Source organism: Clostridium ljungdahlii DSM 13528 (assembly GCF_000143685.1).
Lineage (GTDB): Bacteria > Bacillota > Clostridia > Clostridiales > Clostridiaceae > Clostridium_B > Clostridium_B ljungdahlii.
The window spans coordinates 304,344-321,419 of the sequence record NC_014328.1 but is presented as its reverse complement, the minus strand read 5'-3'; the positions used below and the strand labels follow the sequence as shown (position 1 = coordinate 321,419).

Annotated in this window: 15 protein-coding genes; all 15 read right to left on the bottom strand. The window is 31.4% G+C overall.

The features are described from left to right. Positions 1–61: 61 nt before the first annotated feature. The 15 genes from uvrA to sleB all read right to left on the bottom strand — a co-directional run bounded on the left by uvrA (position 62) and on the right by sleB (position 16,976). Complete coding sequence (uvrA, locus tag CLJU_RS01530; protein WP_013236996.1) at positions 62–2,884, bottom strand: excinuclease ABC subunit UvrA; 2,823 nt, start codon at positions 2,882–2,884, stop codon at positions 62–64. Between the two features lie 37 nt (positions 2,885–2,921). After that, the gene (uvrB, locus tag CLJU_RS01525) at positions 2,922–4,904 is read right to left on the bottom strand and encodes an excinuclease ABC subunit UvrB (RefSeq protein ID WP_013236995.1); all 1,983 of its coding nucleotides are present in this window, start codon (positions 4,902–4,904) and stop codon (positions 2,922–2,924) included. Between the two features lie 3 nt (positions 4,905–4,907). Continuing rightward, the gene (locus tag CLJU_RS01520; RefSeq protein ID WP_013236994.1) at positions 4,908–6,209 is read right to left on the bottom strand and encodes a PDZ domain-containing protein; all 1,302 of its coding nucleotides are present in this window, start codon (positions 6,207–6,209) and stop codon (positions 4,908–4,910) included. A 103-nt stretch (positions 6,210–6,312) separates the two neighbouring features. Then, the gene (locus CLJU_RS01515) at positions 6,313–7,488 is read right to left on the bottom strand and encodes a S41 family peptidase (protein ID WP_013236993.1); all 1,176 of its coding nucleotides are present in this window, start codon (positions 7,486–7,488) and stop codon (positions 6,313–6,315) included. 173 nt (positions 7,489–7,661) lie between these two features. Further along, the gene (gene ftsX, locus CLJU_RS01510) at positions 7,662–8,552 is read right to left on the bottom strand and encodes a permease-like cell division protein FtsX (RefSeq protein ID WP_013236992.1); all 891 of its coding nucleotides are present in this window, start codon (positions 8,550–8,552) and stop codon (positions 7,662–7,664) included. Further along, positions 8,542–9,228 carry a cell division ATP-binding protein FtsE gene (gene ftsE, locus CLJU_RS01505; protein WP_013236991.1) on the bottom strand — a complete coding sequence of 229 codons (687 nt, stop codon included), beginning with the start codon at positions 9,226–9,228 and terminating at the stop codon, positions 8,542–8,544. The genes ftsX and ftsE overlap by 11 nt, the downstream gene beginning before the upstream one ends. Before the next feature lie 186 nt (positions 9,229–9,414). Next, positions 9,415–10,356 carry a transketolase family protein gene (locus tag CLJU_RS01500; protein WP_013236990.1) on the bottom strand — a complete coding sequence of 314 codons (942 nt, stop codon included), beginning with the start codon at positions 10,354–10,356 and terminating at the stop codon, positions 9,415–9,417. Further along, positions 10,356–11,180, bottom strand: coding sequence for a transketolase (locus CLJU_RS01495; protein WP_013236989.1), 825 nt, complete (start codon positions 11,178–11,180; stop codon positions 10,356–10,358). Before CLJU_RS01495 ends, CLJU_RS01500 begins: the two co-directional genes overlap by 1 nt. Positions 11,181–11,355: 175 nt before the next feature. Further along, on the bottom strand, positions 11,356–11,706 hold the full coding sequence (locus CLJU_RS01490; protein ID WP_013236988.1) for a type II toxin-antitoxin system PemK/MazF family toxin: 351 nt from the start codon (positions 11,704–11,706) through the stop codon (positions 11,356–11,358). After that, the gene (locus CLJU_RS01485) at positions 11,666–11,986 is read right to left on the bottom strand and encodes a CopG family ribbon-helix-helix protein (RefSeq protein WP_029170139.1); all 321 of its coding nucleotides are present in this window, start codon (positions 11,984–11,986) and stop codon (positions 11,666–11,668) included. The genes CLJU_RS01490 and CLJU_RS01485 overlap by 41 nt, the downstream gene beginning before the upstream one ends. Positions 11,987–12,994: 1,008 nt before the next feature. Next, positions 12,995–13,603 carry a germination lipoprotein GerS-related protein gene (locus CLJU_RS01480; protein WP_013236986.1) on the bottom strand — a complete coding sequence of 203 codons (609 nt, stop codon included), beginning with the start codon at positions 13,601–13,603 and terminating at the stop codon, positions 12,995–12,997. A 95-nt stretch (positions 13,604–13,698) separates the two neighbouring features. Continuing rightward, positions 13,699–15,198 (bottom strand): bifunctional ADP-dependent NAD(P)H-hydrate dehydratase/NAD(P)H-hydrate epimerase, encoded by a 1,500-nt coding sequence (locus CLJU_RS01475; protein ID WP_041704996.1) that lies wholly within the window; start codon positions 15,196–15,198, stop codon positions 13,699–13,701. After that, positions 15,170–15,574, bottom strand: a complete 405-nt coding sequence (gene acpS / locus CLJU_RS01470) for a holo-ACP synthase (protein ID WP_013236984.1) — start codon at positions 15,572–15,574, stop codon at positions 15,170–15,172. Before acpS ends, CLJU_RS01475 begins: the two co-directional genes overlap by 29 nt. A gap of 126 nt (positions 15,575–15,700) precedes the next feature. Next, positions 15,701–16,051, bottom strand: a complete 351-nt coding sequence (locus tag CLJU_RS01465; protein WP_013236983.1) for a DUF6514 family protein — start codon at positions 16,049–16,051, stop codon at positions 15,701–15,703. A gap of 235 nt (positions 16,052–16,286) precedes the next feature. Further along, complete coding sequence (gene sleB, locus CLJU_RS01460) at positions 16,287–16,976, bottom strand: spore cortex-lytic enzyme (protein WP_013236982.1); 690 nt, start codon at positions 16,974–16,976, stop codon at positions 16,287–16,289. Between the last annotated feature and the right edge of the window lie 100 nt (positions 16,977–17,076).

Below are 17,076 nucleotides of genomic sequence, written 5' to 3'. Positions count from 1 at the left end.
CCTCCCTTAATACATGGAAAGACTAGCATTATAGGTGTGCTTATGCTAGTCTTTATGTAAATTATAACATCTTTTTTAAGTATTGTCCTGTGTAAGAACCCTTATTTTCAGATATTTGTTCTGGAGTACCCATGCAGAGAATGTTTCCTCCCTTTTCTCCACCTTCAGGTCCAAGATCAATGATATAATCCGCACACTTTATAACATCTAAGTTATGTTCTATAACCACAATTGTATTACCTACATCTACAATTCTCTGAAGTATATTTATAAGTTTACTTACATCATCTATGTGAAGTCCTGTAGTAGGTTCATCAAGTATATACATTGTCTTCCCAGTACTTCTTTTAGATAATTCATGGGCAAGCTTTATTCTCTGTGCCTCTCCACCAGACAATTGTGTGGAAGGTTGACCTAATTTGATATATCCTAGCCCTACATCCATAAGAGTTTGCAGCTTATTTTTTATTCTTGGTATATTTTCAAAGAATTTTAATGCTTCTTCTACAGTCATATTTAATACATCATCAATATTTCTATTTTTATACTTTACTTGAAGTGTTTCTCTATTATATCTTTTTCCCTTACAAACTTCACAAGGCACGTATACGTCTGATAAAAATTGCATTTCTATTTTTATTATTCCATCTCCGCTGCAAGCCTCGCATCTTCCTCCTTTTACATTAAAGCTGAATCGTCCAGGTTTATATCCTCTCATCTTGGATTCAGAAGTACTTGCAAACACTTCCCTTATTATATCAAATACTCCTGTATAAGTTGCAGGATTGGATCTTGGAGTCCTTCCTATAGGACTTTGGTCTATATTTATAATTTTATCTACATTTTCTGTTCCCAAAATATTTTTATAATGTCCCGGCCTATCTTTTGAATTGTTTAATTCCTTATGTAGTGCTTTGTATAATATTTCATTTACTAAAGTACTTTTTCCAGATCCAGATACACCGGTAACACAAGTAAATATTCCTAAGGGAAAAGAAACATCTATATTTTTCAAATTATTCTCTGAAGCACCTATTACTTTTATATATTTTCCGCTACATTCCCTTCTATGTTCAGGTATTTCTATTTTTTTCTTTCCGCTTAAATACTGTCCTGTTATTGATCTATCACATTTTATAATATCCGAAATAGGCCCTGCAGCTACTACTTCTCCGCCATGTTCTCCTGCTCCTGGTCCTATATCTACTATAAAATCCGACTGTCTCATTGTATCCTCATCATGTTCTACTACTATCAATGTATTTCCAATATCTCTTAAATGCTTCAAAGTAGATATAAGTCTGTCATTATCTCTTTGGTGAAGCCCTATACTTGGCTCATCCAATATATAAAGCACTCCAACCAAACTTGAACCTATTTGAGTTGCAAGTCTTATTCTTTGGGACTCTCCTCCGGATAAAGTTCCGGCAGTTCTGGACAATGTCAAATAGTCCAATCCTACATCTATTAAAAATTGCAACCTACCACTTATTTCTTTCAATACTTGGTCACTTATAATCTTATCTTTTTCCGAAAGCTGTATCTCCTTAAAAAATTTCAATTCATCTTTTATAGACATGTTACACAGCTCAAATATGTTTTTTTCTCCTACTGTAATTGCTAATACTTCAGGTTTTAATCTGGCGCCCTTACATTTTGGACATGGATTATCACTCATATAATTTTCTATTTCTTTTTTTATATAGTCGGAATTTGTCTCCATATACCTTCTCTTCAAAGTATTGACTATTCCTTCATAAGAATGATTAAATTCCATCATTCTGTTTTCTTTTCTGTATTTAACTCTTATTTTTCCGCCTCTTAATCCATAAAGTAATATGTCTACTACTTTAGGATCTAATTTTTCTATAGGTGTATCCAATTTAAATTTAAACGTACTCGAAAGAGCCTTCAGTATACTAAAAGTCCAGGAACCTTCCTTTAAACTTCCTTCTCCCCAGGCTGTAATAGCACCTTCTAATATACTCTTTTTTCTATCAGGTATTACTAGATTCTCATCTATCTCAAGCAAGGTACCAAGCCCATCACAAGTATCACATTTTCCAAAAGGTGAATTAAAAGAAAAAGTTCTAGGAGTAATCTCTCCTATACTTATACCACATTCCGGACATGCAAATTTCTCACTGAAAAGTATGTCCTCTCCACCCAATATATTTACAATAAGTATCCCATCGGACAATTTTAAGGAGGTTTCTATAGAATCCGCAAGTCTGCTCCTTATTTCACTTTTAATTATCAACCTATCTACTACTATTTCAATAGTATGCTTTTTATTTTTCTCTAATTTTATCTCTTCATCTTGAAGATCTACTATTTCTCCATCAATTCTAGCTCTTACAAACCCATTTTTAACTATGCTTTCCAGTACCTTTATGTGTTCTCCTTTTTTTCCCTTTATTACAGGTGAAAGTATCTGTATCTTAGTTCTCTCTGGCATTTCCATAATTTTATCTACCATTTGATCCACTGTCTGCTGGGTTATTTCCTTGCCGCACTTTGGACAATGGGGCACTCCTATACGTGCATACAATAACCTCAAATAATCATATATTTCTGTAACTGTTCCTACTGTAGAACGTGGATTTCTACTTGTAGTTTTCTGATCTATAGATATAGCAGGTGATAAGCCTTCAATGTATTCTACATCTGGTTTATCCATCTGGCCCAAGAATTGTCTTGCATATGCAGATAATGATTCAACGTATCTTCTCTGACCTTCTGCATAAAGAGTATCAAATGCTAGTGAAGATTTTCCCGAACCTGAAAGCCCAGTAAAAACTATTAGCTTATCTCTTGGTATAGTCAAACTTATATTTTTTAAATTGTGAACTTTAGCACCTTTTATTACTATGCTATCTTTCATAAACTTAACTCCTTAGTTATCTAATCTTTTATCCATATTATTTATTTTTCTGTTTTTTTAACTTAAGTATTGCATCTCTGAGTTTAGCAGCTTCTTCAAATCTAAGTTCTTTTGCTGCCGTTTTCATTTGTCTTTCATGAGCTTCAATGAGTTCATCTATTTTTTCATTGTCCGCCTTTACTGCTTCTTCTAAACTATTATATTCTTCTTTTTCTTCCAAAACCATAGTTGACTCTATAACTTCTCTAATTGCCTTATTAATTGTTTTTGGAACTATTCCATTCTTCTTATTATACTCAATTTGTATTTTTCTTCTTCTTTTAGTTTCACTTATAGCTTTATCCATAGATTTTGTAATAACATCGGCATACATTATAACTTTGCTTTCAGAGTTTCTTGCAGCCCTTCCTATAGTTTGAATAAGAGATCTCTCTGATCTTAAAAATCCTTCCTTATCTGCATCTAAAATTGCAACTAATGCAACTTCAGGTATATCAAGTCCCTCTCTTAGAAGATTAATTCCCACTAAGACGTCAAATTCTCCTTTTCTCAAATCCCTTATTATCTTCATCCTATCTATAGTAGCTATACTGGAATGAAGATATCTTGCCTTGACATTCATGTCTTTAAAATAATCTGTTAAATCTTCTGCCATCTTTTTAGTAAGTGTAGTGACAAGTATCCTATATCCTCTTGATATAGTTTTTTGTATACTATTATACAAATCATCTATTTGTCCTTTAATTGGTTTCACTATAATTTCAGGATCTAAAAGTCCTGTAGGTCTTAATATTTGTTCTGCCACATTTTCGGAATGTTCTAACTCATAGTCTGCAGGTGTAGCACTCACAAACACAACCTGATTTATCTTCTTTTCAAATTCTTGAAATTTTAAAGGTCTGTTATCGTAGGCAGAAGGAAGCCTAAAACCATATTCCACTAATGAATCTTTCCTGGATCTATCTCCCGCATACATGGCTTTTACCTGAGGAAGAGTAACATGACTTTCATCTATAAAAAGCAAAAAATCATCTGGAAAATAATCAATAAGGGTTTGTGGAGGACTTCCCTTAGCTCTTCCATCCATTATTCTAGAATAATTTTCAATTCCACTGCAATATCCTACTTCTCTCATCATTTCTATGTCAAAATTAGTTCTCTGTTTTAACCTTTGTGCTTCAAGCAATTTATCCTGAGATGTAAGTTCTTTAAGTCTGTGTTCTAATTCTTCTTCTATCTTTTCTATGGCTAATTCCATTTTTTCTCTTGAAGTGGCAAAATGGGATGCTGGAAATATATTTGCATGTTTTCTAAATCCAATGGTATCTCCTGTGAGCACATCAAACTCCCTTATCTTATCAATTTCATCTCCAAAAAACTCTACCCTTATAGCGTGATCTGTAGATGCTGCTGGAAATATGTCCACTATATCCCCTTTTACCCTAAAGGTCCCTCTTACAAAATTTATATCATTTCTTTCATACTGTATTTCTACTAATTTTTTTAGGACTTCATCTCTATTTTTTATCATTCCCGGCCTTAGAGACAAAGTTAATTTTTTATATTCTTCAGGATTTCCAAGTCCATAAATACAAGATACTGACGCTACTACAATCACATCTTTTCTTTCCAGGAGTGCAGAAGTAGCAGAATGTCTTAATTTATCAATTTCATCATTTATAGATGCATCTTTTTCTATATAAGTATCTGTCTGAGGTATATATGCTTCTGGTTGATAATAATCATAATATGATACAAAATATTCTACAGAATTATCTGGAAAGAAATCTCTGAATTCCGAACATAACTGTGCTGCCAAAGTTTTATTATGTGCAAGCACTAGTGTAGGTTTTTGTACTTTTTCTATTATGTTTGCCATAGTAAAAGTCTTACCAGATCCAGTTACTCCAAGTAATGTTTGAAATTTATTTCCTTTTAAAACACCATCTGCTATACTATCTATAGCTTTGGGTTGATCTCCAGTAGGTTTAAACTTAGAATGTATTTTAAAAACTCCCATTTTCTAATCATCCTTATCCTTATCTTTATCCTTATTTTTCATATCGTTTAGCATTTGAGAAAATCGGCTTTTATCAAACTTTACAACCATACTGTCCTTAGGTACCTTTCTGGGTACAAAAACTATTCCAAGCCTCTTATCTTTGTTCATCTTGTTATAGCTAACCTGTTCTAAAGCCCCAGATACATTTTTTACTTTAAACCAAATAAAATTTGAATATTCCTTTACTATTTCAGTTATTCTATCTTCACTTTCAATTTTTTCGCCATTTACTTCCACCAACAAATCTCCAGTTTTTATTCCCATTTCACTTGCAGGTGAATTAGGTGCCACAGCAAGTACCATAATCCCTTCACTGCTGCTTATGTATTTAGGTGCCCCTCTATTTTCCAAATACCTTTGCAGGATAATAATTCCTTCATGAGCTAAAGGTGCAAATATAACTACAAAGAATTTCAACACAACATTTAAAACTGCCAATTGTGCTATCCCAAATAAAATAATACCGTATAGCATTACAATAACACCAGATATTCGACTCTTTTCCTTTACACTTTTAGTAAAAGTCACACTATTGTATCCTACTACAGCATAAAATGGCATTAATGTAAGAACTGCATTCTTCAAAATATTAAACGGTATAGAAGTTTTTACTATAGGCCACCATCCAGGAAGAGACACCTGCCATGAACTTGCTATTGCAGATTTATCATGAATCATAAAAAATATAGCCACTGGAACTATCCAATACCTTCGCAGGGCAAATCCACCTATTATACTGCCACCTTTACTTGTAAAAACCGGAATAGATCCCGTCTTTCCGTCAAATATAATTAAAATTCCCTCTACAAAATGTATTACAGCTACCATACTCATAAGTGCAACTACATCTATTTTTAAGAAATTCAAATTTGGAAGGTTAAACTTTGAAGATAATATAGCCATCGTAAGACTTAGAAATCCAAGTACTGCACCAGAGTAAGAAAAACATATGAATCTTGGATTAAAAAACATAAATATTATAGATGCTAAAAATACTAAATCTACAGAGGAACTTTCATCAAAAACTATTCCTAAATACGACATAATAGTAGTAATGACAACCCCTGCAAAAATTCCTATTACAATTTGTGACATTGTAAGTTCAAAAGGAGAGTTAACTCTTTCTCCAATTATCATCTTTTGCATTACAGTTATCTGTTTATTTTTTCTGTATAACACAAGTGCAAGAACAGCTAAAATAATTATTAAATAAGGTTCTGTCAATGCAAAAGCTATGGACTTCAATGTATACAATAATATCATTAAAATTAGTTCCCCTCTCCATAAATTAAGTTAGACAGAACCAATCTGTCTAACTTAAAACTTCAAATACAATTATATTTTCCTAGTTCGTCAGAATTTAAATCTATTTTATTTTGCTTTTTGCTATTTCAAGTGCTTTGCTAAATTGAGGATCTTTGTTCCTATCATAAGCAGCTTTCTTGAGTTCTTCAGGATATACCACTTCTATATTAGGTTTTATCCCTTTCTTGTGTATGTTTTCCCCATTTGGAGTATAATACTTTGATATAGTAACTTTGAGTGCAGTGCCGCTTCCTGTATCAAGTATAGTCTGAACTACTCCTTTCCCATAGGTTTTTTCTCCAACTAAAGTTCCAATTTTATAATCTCTAATGGCTCCTGAAAATATTTCCGATGCGCTGGCACTATTTCCATTAGTCAATACTGTCAAAGGCAAATTAGTAAAATCTCCACCTTTTGATTTATACTCTTTTTTATTGTTGTATTTATCAACTGTAGAAACTATAACTTTACCGCTAGGTACAAAATTAGACACCATATCAACACATTGATCTAAAAGTCCACCTGGATTATCTCTTAAATCTATAATCAATGATTTCATACCCTGACTCCTCAATTTGTTCAATTGATCTTTAAAGTTTTTTGCAGTATTTTCATCAAACATACTTACTTGAATATATCCTACATTATCCTGCAGCATTTCACCTTTTACAGTGGCAATGTCTATTTTCTGTCTTTTAACTTTTACATCAAAATTTCCTTTGCTCTCTCTATATAATGTCAGCGTAACTTCCGTATTCTCCTGACCCTTCATTAAAGATACAGCTTTATCTAGATCTTTTCCACTAACACTAGTACCATTTACTTTCTCAATTACATCATTTTTCATTATTCCCGCTTTTTTTGAAGGGGAATTATCAAATACATCCATTACAACAATATTACTGTCTTTTGCTGCAACCTGAATTCCAACACCACTATAATTTCCCTGAGTTTGAACATTAAAATCTTGAAATTCTTTTTTATTCATAAATACAGTATAAGGATCATTCAGCGATGAAGTCATTCCTTTAATGGCACCTTCAACTAAAGTTGCATCGTTTATAGGTCCATCATAATATTTATATAATTGACTTCTAATTTCAAATAGTTTTCCAAAATTTCCTACAGTATTTCCCTGAGCGCTTGTTATAAAACTTGTAGTTCCAAACATTGTAAGGATATTTGTTATAAGTACAATTGCTATAGTCCATCCTATCCATTTTCTCTTGCTATTCAATTTGCTCACCTCATTTTTTGAAACATTCACTATTATAGTATTTATGTAAATCTTAAATAATTATAACACTAAAAAAAATAAATTTGTAAAACTATTATAAAATTGGCATGCAAAAATAAAACTTCTGCATGCCCTATATAGCTCTAAAATTTAATTAATTATCCTATACTAATTTAAACTTCCAAGAATTTTCTAATAGATAGTGCACTTCCTGCAGCGCCTATAATAATACCCACCAGAATAAATATTCCCAAAATACTAGTGATTACATAAGTAGGACTAATTAACTGCATTATTACAAGGGTAGATGCTGCTTTAACATATACTATCTTATATAGATAATAAAGTATTATATCCGACACTATTCCCCCTGCAATACCTATTATAATACCTTCTATAATAAAAGGCCATCTTATAAACCAGTCTGTAGCTCCAATGTATTTCATTATTCCTATTTCTTTTCTTCTAGAATAAACAGTTATCTTTATTGTATTTCCTATTAAAAATAGTGAAACTCCTATTAATATTATAAATATAATAGTTCCTACCCATTTTATAGTTCTAGTTATAGCTATAATTTTATCCACAATTTCTCTAGCATCTTGCACACTATATATTCCTGGCATTCCCTGTACATTTTTAACTACCCGGGACACGACTTGGGGATCTGAAACCTTCACTATGTATGCACTTGGAATTGGATTGTCCTTTTCAAGTCCCTCTACTAAAGATTTATTTTCCTGTCCCAACTGATTTCTAAACTTATCTAATGCCTGAGATTTTGTTTCGTAACTTACATCGACTACTCCATCTGTAGTATTTATTTTGTCCTCGATATTTCTCTTCTGAATTCTAGTTATATTATCCTGAAGATATATCTTTACCTCTACTTTAGATTGCACTTCCAATATACCCTGTTTGATATTCATCATAGCAAGCAGGTATATACCGAAAATAAAAAGCGTAGCTGCTACCGTAGCTGCAGATGCTATACTTATAGTTTTATTTCTATTTAAATTTCTAAATGCATCCTTAATAGAAAAACTTACAGTACTAATCCTCATATCCGTATGCACCCCTTTGCTCATCTCTTACTATAATACCTTTTTCCAGTGCTATAACTCTCTTTCTCATAGAATCAACTATATCGCTTGCATGAGTTGCCATTAGTACTGTTGTTCCAGCCTCGTTTATATCGTTTATTGTTTCCATTATGTCCATAGAAGTATCTGGGTCTAAGTTTCCTGTAGGTTCATCAGCTATTAATATGGATGGGTTGTTTACTATAGCCCTTGCCAGTGAAATTCTCTGCTGTTCTCCTCCAGAAAGTTCATGTGGAAACGACTTGTATTTATTTGCCAACCCAACTAAAGAAAGTACAACAGGTACTTTTTTTCTTATTTCTTTTGGATGAGCTTCAATAACCCTCATTGCAAATGCTACATTTTCATAAACATTTAAAGTAGGTATCAGCCTAAAATCTTGAAAAACTACTCCTAATTTTCTTCTATATAAAGGTATCTTGCTTCTTTTTAATTTTGTGATATTGAGATTGTTAACTATAATGTCTCCTGATGTAGGTTGAACTTCTTTCAAAAGTGCCTTTACAAAAGTAGTTTTTCCCGCTCCGCTAGGTCCAACTAAAAAAACAAATTCCCCTTTTTCAATTTTCAAATTTATATTTGACAGTGCGAATATGTTATTATTGTAAACCTTGCTTACGTTTTTGAACTGTATCATTTAAATCTCTCCTTATATTTAACAAGTTTTTCAGCTTGCTACATTACAAAGTTCATTATATCATACGGAAGGATGAAACTAAAAATTAAATATATGAAATTATTATTAACAAACTAAAGCTTAAAGTTTACTTTTATTAAAAAGACGATGTTATATGAAATCATAACATCGTCTTCTACTAAATTGCTATTTTAAAGCCATACATTTTTTAACAGCTTTCACTATATCCTCTGCTGTAAGTTTATAGGCTTTTAAGAGTTCTGCAGGCTTTCCACTTTGACCAAAAGTATCTTTTATGCCTACCCTTACTACTGGAGTAGGTAAATTTTCACTTAAAACTTCGCATACAGCTGATCCAAGTCCCCCAATAACACTGTGCTCTTCTGCAGTTATGACCGCACCAGTTTGTCTTGCTGCATTTATTACTGCTTCCTTGTCTATAGGTTTTATTGTATGTATGTTTAAGACTGATACTTTAATGCCTTCTTCTGCTAGATTATTATATGCTTCTAGTGCTGCGTCAACCATTATACCAGTTGCAATAATAACTGCATCTTTTCCTTCTCTAAGCTGTACTGCTTTTCCTATTTCAAATTTATAATCTGCATTGTCATTTATAACAGATACTCCTGACCTACCAAGTCTTACATAACAAGGTCCATCCATTTCAGCTACAGCTTTAACGGCAGCTTCTGCTTCTACTGCATCACTTGGACATATAACTGTCATATTAGGTATACTTCTCATAAGCGATATATCCTCTACCGACTGATGAGATGCTCCATCTTCCCCTACTGTAATACCAGCATGAGTAGCACATATTTTAACATTTAATTTAGGATAGCATATAGAATTTCTTACCTGCTCAAATGCTCTTCCCGTTGCAAACATGGCAAAAGTACTTACAAAAGGTATCTTATCACAAGTAGACAAACCTGCTGCTACTGCCATCATATTACCTTCAGCTATTCCCATGTCCATAAATCTATCTGGATATGCATCTTTAAACTTAGCAGTCTTAGTAGACTTTGAAAGATCCGCATCAAGGACTACTACTTTTTTATTTTCAGCTCCTAATTCCACTAATGCTTTTCCATAAGCTTCTCTAGTTGCTATTTTATTTGACATTACTCCTCACCTCCAAGTTCAGCTAATGCTTTCTCACATTGTTCTATATTTGGCGCTGAACCATGCCAGCCAACTTCATTTTCCATGAAAGAAACTCCCTTACCTTTAATAGTCTTACATACTATCATAGTTGGTTTGTTTTTAACTGTTTTCGCTTTTTCAATAGCATCTATTAGTTCTTCAAAACTATGTCCATTCACTTCTATAACATTCCACTTAAATGCCTTAAACTTATCCCCAATTGGATATGCTGACATTACTTCTTCGCAAGGTCCATCTATTTGAAGTCCATTAGCATCTACAAAAGCTGTAAGATTATCTAGTTTATAATGTCCTGCAGCCATAGCTGCCTCCCAAACTTCACCTTCTTCAAGTTCTCCATCACCTAATAAAGTATAAACTCTGTAATCCTTTTTATCCATTTTTCCAGCTAATGCCATTCCTACAGCTGCAGATATCCCCTGTCCTAAAGAGCCTGTAGACATATCTATTCCTGGTACTTCATTCATATTAGGATGTCCTTGAAGCATTGATCCGATCTTTCTAAGTGACTTTAACTCATCTACATCAAAATATCCTTTTCTTGCAAGAGTACTATATAATGCAGGTGCTGCATGTCCTTTTGATAATACAAATCTATCCCTATCTAAATCTCTAGGTTGTTCCGGATTAATATTCATTTCATAAAAATATAAAGTGGTTAAAACCTCTACTGCAGATAATGAACCACCTGGATGACCTGAACTAGATTCGGTTAACATTTTTATTATGTCTTTTCTTATAGTTACAGCAATCTTCTTAAGTTCTTCTATATCTTTTTTCACACCCTTAACCTCCTAAGCTATATAAACAAAAACTATACTTATTATTTTAACACAAAATTTTATTTTTATATATAATCCTGGCCATAAAATTTCACCCCTACATTTAAGATGCAGGGGCCTATAGTTCACAATATTAACTATAAAATTCATAAAATATTAGATGAATTTGGAATACTTACTGTAGTCCTACACTCACTAGAAGTGCACCATCTACCTTTTTCATATCTACATCCGTCATATGACCAATTTTTTCCTTTAACCTTCTTTTATCTAAAGTTCTTATTTGTTCAAGCAGCACTACCGAATCTTTATTTAACCCATAGGCTTCTGAAGAAATTTCAACATGAGTAGGTAGTTTTGCTTTATTTATCTGAGAAGTAATAGCCGCAACAATTACAGTGGGACTGTACTTATTACCTACATCATTTTGTAGGATAATAACCGGCCTTACCCCTCCTTGTTCAGACCCAACTACAGGGCTCAAATCAGCATAAAATATATCTCCTCTTTTCACTACTGTTGTCATCTGACAAATCACTCTCCGAAAGCTTCGCTTCATATTCTTTTAATTCCTTTATGTCACTTGCAAAGCCCATTTCTGCGAATTCAAGATTAAGCTGCGCCATTTCCCTATATCCTTTTTCCATTTCTGATATTCTATTTAACCTTTTTTTCTCATTAATATATAATATGATAACTTCCCTAATAAATTCACTTCTTTTTTTGCAATCTTCTTTAAGTGCTTTGTTAAATTCATTGTATAGTGTTTCTGAGAGGTTTACCACCAATCTTTTAGAATTTGACATATACAAATTAATACCTCCTATTACCCTAAGCGAAAGATATATACAACGTAATTATATTACCAAATCCACAAGTGTGTCAAAGAAATTATCTTTAATTTCAACATTTTTCTACTTGTATTTTTTTTACATAGGGCTTTTCATATCTATATTGATTTAATATAACTTTTGCCATATTTCTATTTAAGTCTATTATAATTTTATATGTAACAATTTCAGATATTAATTAAATATATATGTAATAATTCATTCTAGTCATTTGCATATTGTATAATTTACTTTTTACACCCAATTACTAATTTTATGTTAATCATTTGTAATGCAAATCAACTTTATGAATAAAATTTTCATTCATTAACCTTATTATTATCCTATACCAATTTCTAAGCTTATATTCATAATTTTCTGGTGTGTATATGCCTATATATCAGATTGGAAAATATATTTTAAGAAATGTTTCAGTTTTTTCATATTTTTCATATACATAGTTACTTATATAATAATTATTGAAAACGCAGTTTGTTAAAAGCCATATGCAAGTATTCCTTTCTAAATATGTAATTAATTTAATTCTATGATTTTATTTATTAAAATTTATTTACAATTAAGATATAACTGCTGCATATAGCAATTATCCTAACTTAAAAAGTAGAGTACATATGACAGTTAAAAAAAAATATATATGAACTTGTTATCTTCTGTAATTTTAACCACTTTATTATCTTTTGTATTAAACTTCAATCAATTTTTTCAACCATGAGCATGATACCATCATCTACATTACCTTTATAATTATTTCAACTCTTATAATTAATTAGCTCTTGTCCACATCATATGATTGAAGATACCTATTATATGCAATATCACCTTAAATTAATCTTTACTGTACATGCCTAATGTTTGACTATAAAAATATCACCCCCCAAAATCAATTAAGTACTTGAATACGTTTCTCAGTAAAATTATGAGATTATTGATTAAAAATATTACTTACATATTCTTATATTAAAACTAATTTATCTTAAACATATCCTCTTTTAATTCCACATTGGATTTAAAATCAGTATATTTAATTTCTATCCGTTTTTTATATTTAGAATCGTATATTATGACGTATGCAGGAACATTATCTTTTATATTTACATACAACTGGGCTTTATACATATTTTTATTATTGCCAGGTATGTCTAAATTTATAACTTGATATTCTTCATTTCCAACCTTTTTAAATGAATTTTCAATCTTTTCATTCGTATAAAGGAGAGAGATATATTCTTTTATAAAACTAAACTTAAATAAACTTTGAAAATTTTTATCTATATTATAGGAATTTCCTCTTTTAATATCCTTAACATATATTTTGTTATCTTTATAAATAATTATTCTATTGTTGTCTAAATCAAATCTCTCTCCATATCTACTGTCATAAAATTGCCTTCCATTATAATTTATCTGCTGTTTGTCATTTTTTATTAAAATATTTACATTGCAGCTGTAGCTGTTCAAATTCTTTAAATAATAAATTATTTTCTCTGTATTTTGAGGGTCTTTACCACAAGATGAAAAAATTACACTTAAAATAAAAAACATAATTCCTAATATCAGTAGTCTTTTTCTCACTTCGTTCCTCCAGTTTTCACAACTTTTTACTACTAATCTATTCTATTATGTTTTTCTATATTACTTTTTTATGAAATAATTATATGAAAATAAGACTATTCTGTTAATTTTTTTATTGAAAAAGGCAATTGATGTAAAACATGACTGGCATTTACAGAATACATATCTTTCGATAATTCTTCTCCTACATATCCATGTATAAATGCAGCAATAGAAGCTGCTTCAAAAGGACCTTGTTTTTGTGCAGAAAAAGAAGCTATAATTCCCGTTAGACAATCTCCCATGCCACCTGAAGCCATAGCTGAATTTCCTGTAGAGTTTATGGCAACTGAGTTTCCATCTGTAATAACCGTATTATATCCTTTTAAAAGTACAATTATATTATACTCCTTCGCAAAGTCTTTGGCTACTTTAATTCTATTTTCGCTTATATATTCAATTCCTAAACCGGTAATTCTAGCCATTTCTCCCAAATGGGGGGTTAAAATCACATCACATTTTTTCTGTTTTAAAATGTTAAGATTCCTACTTAGGACATTGATTCCATCTGCATCTATTACTACCGTTTTTTTGAAAGTAGTAATAACTTTTTTCACCAAGTTTAAAGTACTATCATTAGCTCCCATACCTGGGCCTATAGCAATAGCATCGCTTTTTTCTATAGTTTTTTCTAATTTAAAATTTTCTTCCAAATCTATAGTCATACCTTCAACAAGCTTTTCACTAAGTATAGGTTGTATATCTTTATAACATCCTAAAGTGACAAGTCCTGCACCACTTCTTACTGCTCCCTGAGTACATATATAAGCTGCTCCTGTAAATCCCTTAGATCCAGCTATAATAAGTACCCTTCCATAGTCTCCTTTATGACTATACTTATCTCTAATTTTTAGTTTTCCTTTTATAAAATCTTGATCCATTATAAATTCAGATCCAGAAAATTTTTCAACAGCTAAACTTGGAATTCCTATGTCCTCTACTATCACTTCACCTGTAAATTTATCACTTCCGTATTTTAGAAATCCCATTTTATATAGCTGAAAAGTAATAGTTTTATTAGCTCTCACACAGTTACCCATAACATTTCCTGTATCACCATTAAGCCCAGAGGGAATATCTACAGAAATAATATAACTGCCATACTCATTAATAAGGGTTATTACAGAATCTTGTATTCCTAGTATATTTCTAGAAATTCCTGTTCCAAACAAAGCATCTATAGTAACATCACTTTCTTTTATACACTTTTTAAGTTTTACAAGACTTTCTTCTGAATCTACTATATCTAAATTAATCTTTAAATTTTTCAAAATGTTGTAATTTACGCTGCAATCTTCACTCATTCCACTTTCTTTTCCAACTAAAAATACATGAACCTTTTTGTTTAAATTATAAAGATGTCTTGCTACCGCAAAGCCATCTCCACCATTATTTCCCTTTGTACAAATTACACAAAAAGATTCACATTTTTTTAGATCTATGTTTTTGACTACCTTTAGTGCTGCATTTTCCATAAGTACAATTCCTGGTATTTTTAATTCATTTATACTGTACCCATCTACAGCTCTAGCTATTTTTACAGTCGCTATCTTCAACTCCATCTACCTCCATTACGGCATAGGCTATAGCGTTATCCACTCCATGAGATATACTGAGATGAATCTTGTAATTCCCACATTTATTAGCTATTAACTTTGCCTTTCCCTTTAATACTACAATAGGTTTACCTAAAGCAGTTCTATCTACTTCTATATCTCTAAAATCAAAACCACTAAATCCAGTTCCTAGTGCCTTTACTATAGCTTCCTTAGCAGCAAACCTTCCTGCTATAAATTCAGGTCTTAAATTTTTATTTTTAAGATATTCTACTTCATTCTTACTAAAAATTCTATCTATAAAATTTGAGTGTTTACTAACAGCCTGTTCTATTCTCCTGATTTCAACTATATCAACCCCAACCCCAAATATCAAAATATAACACCTCCAATTTTAATACCTTTAATTATATACCTATTATATTAATTTTTTAATATAGGTATAATAGATATATTAACTTTTTATATAAAAAAAAGAGGATTTCTCCCCTTTTCTATTAAATTAATATGCTGCATAATTTTTTTGGTTGTCAAAGTCCATACTGTATTCGTCTACATAATCACCTATTACATCAACCAAGTGGATAGGTGAAACTTTATTGTCATATAGTAATTTCAATAAATTATGTACTTTATACCTTTCAGGACTTATATTTTGAACACTATCTCTTTGCACATTTATCAATTTTCCATCTAATATATCCTGTCTCTCAATTTCAATTCCATAAGCCTGCACCTCTTCAACATCCTTATGGGAATATGAAATAGCTATTTTGCCTTTAAGTAATCTATAAAAGTATACATACTTAATTTGATCTACTTTCTCCTTACTAATAAAATTCTCTATTATCATAAATTTTCTCCCCCCATAACCTAGCTCATTATTGTCTTAAAAATATATTAGCATATATATAAAAAAAATGTGTCACTTCCTGATTAGCTTTTCTTAGAAATTATCCCTTATATATGACAATAAAAATCTATTGCTCACTTATCTTAAAAGCATATATATTTTTATCCTATTTAATAACAATTTTTATTAAATGATGCTGTCGAAAGCTCATCTATTTTGGCTATATATTTTTAAACTACCTGCAAAATCTATGTTTACCTATAATTTTAATAAGAGGTCTCGACCATATCCATGAACTTGTTGCTGTAGAGGGATTAAAATAGTATATTGCTCCTCCTGAAGGATCCCATCCATTTAAAGCATCCCTTGCTGCATTTATAGAGCTCTGTTGCATATTTGAATGTATTTGTCCATCCACCACAGCAGTAAAAGCTCCTGGTTGATATATAACTCCTGCTACAGTAGATGGAAACCTAGGATCCCTAGTTCTATTTAGTATTACAGCTCCTACTGCTACCTGTCCTTCATAAGGTTCTCCTCTAGCCTCTCCATTTATCAATCTAGCTATTAATGTTACATTTTGACTGTTTCCACCAGTATTGCTTCCAGTATTTATTGCAAGGGCTGCTAAAGTTGCATCTCCAACTATACCATCAGATTTTAGTCCATTTTTCGATTGAAAATATTTTACTGCAGTGTAAGTTTGATACCCGTATACTCCATCTACGCTGCCATTATAATACCCCCAACTTCTGAGTTTTTGCTGTATTTGTATTACCATATTTCCTCTTGAGCCATAGTAGTAGGCCACAGCTTTCACTGCATTATTATAGGGGAGCAAGAATAGAGAAGTTGATGCATATGTAAACACTATAGCAAGTATTAGTACTAATTCTCTTTTAAATCTCATAATTTTCTTACCCATATGACCATCTCCTTTTAATGTTGGTTCTCCTAAATGTAGTCTGTACACAAACGAAGTAAAAAATACATAAAAAAATACTATCAATTTCACTTTAAATAAG

What these genes read in the sequence shown, in the direction of transcription:
- uvrB (WP_013236995.1), bottom strand. Translation starts at nt 4,904, where the DNA reads ATGGGAGTTTTTAAAATACATTCTAAGTTTAAACCTACTGGAGATCAA.
- ftsE (WP_013236991.1), bottom strand. Translation starts at nt 9,228, where the DNA reads ATGATACAGTTCAAAAACGTAAGCAAGGTTTACAATAATAACATATTC.
- ftsX (WP_013236992.1), bottom strand. Translation starts at nt 8,552, where the DNA reads ATGAGGATTAGTACTGTAAGTTTTTCTATTAAGGATGCATTTAGAAAT.
- CLJU_RS01485 (WP_029170139.1), bottom strand. Translation starts at nt 11,986, where the DNA reads ATGTCAAATTCTAAAAGATTGGTGGTAAACCTCTCAGAAACACTATAC.
- CLJU_RS01520 (WP_013236994.1), bottom strand. Translation starts at nt 6,209, where the DNA reads ATGATATTATTGTATACATTGAAGTCCATAGCTTTTGCATTGACAGAA.
- CLJU_RS01500 (WP_013236990.1), bottom strand. Translation starts at nt 10,356, where the DNA reads ATGTCAAATAAAATAGCAACTAGAGAAGCTTATGGAAAAGCATTAGTG.
- uvrA (WP_013236996.1), bottom strand. Translation starts at nt 2,884, where the DNA reads ATGAAAGATAGCATAGTAATAAAAGGTGCTAAAGTTCACAATTTAAAA.
- sleB (WP_013236982.1), bottom strand. Translation starts at nt 16,976, where the DNA reads ATGGGTAAGAAAATTATGAGATTTAAAAGAGAATTAGTACTAATACTT.
- CLJU_RS01490 (WP_013236988.1), bottom strand. Translation starts at nt 11,706, where the DNA reads ATGACAACAGTAGTGAAAAGAGGAGATATATTTTATGCTGATTTGAGC.
- CLJU_RS01465 (WP_013236983.1), bottom strand. Translation starts at nt 16,051, where the DNA reads ATGATAATAGAGAATTTTATTAGTAAGGAGAAAGTAGATCAAATTAAG.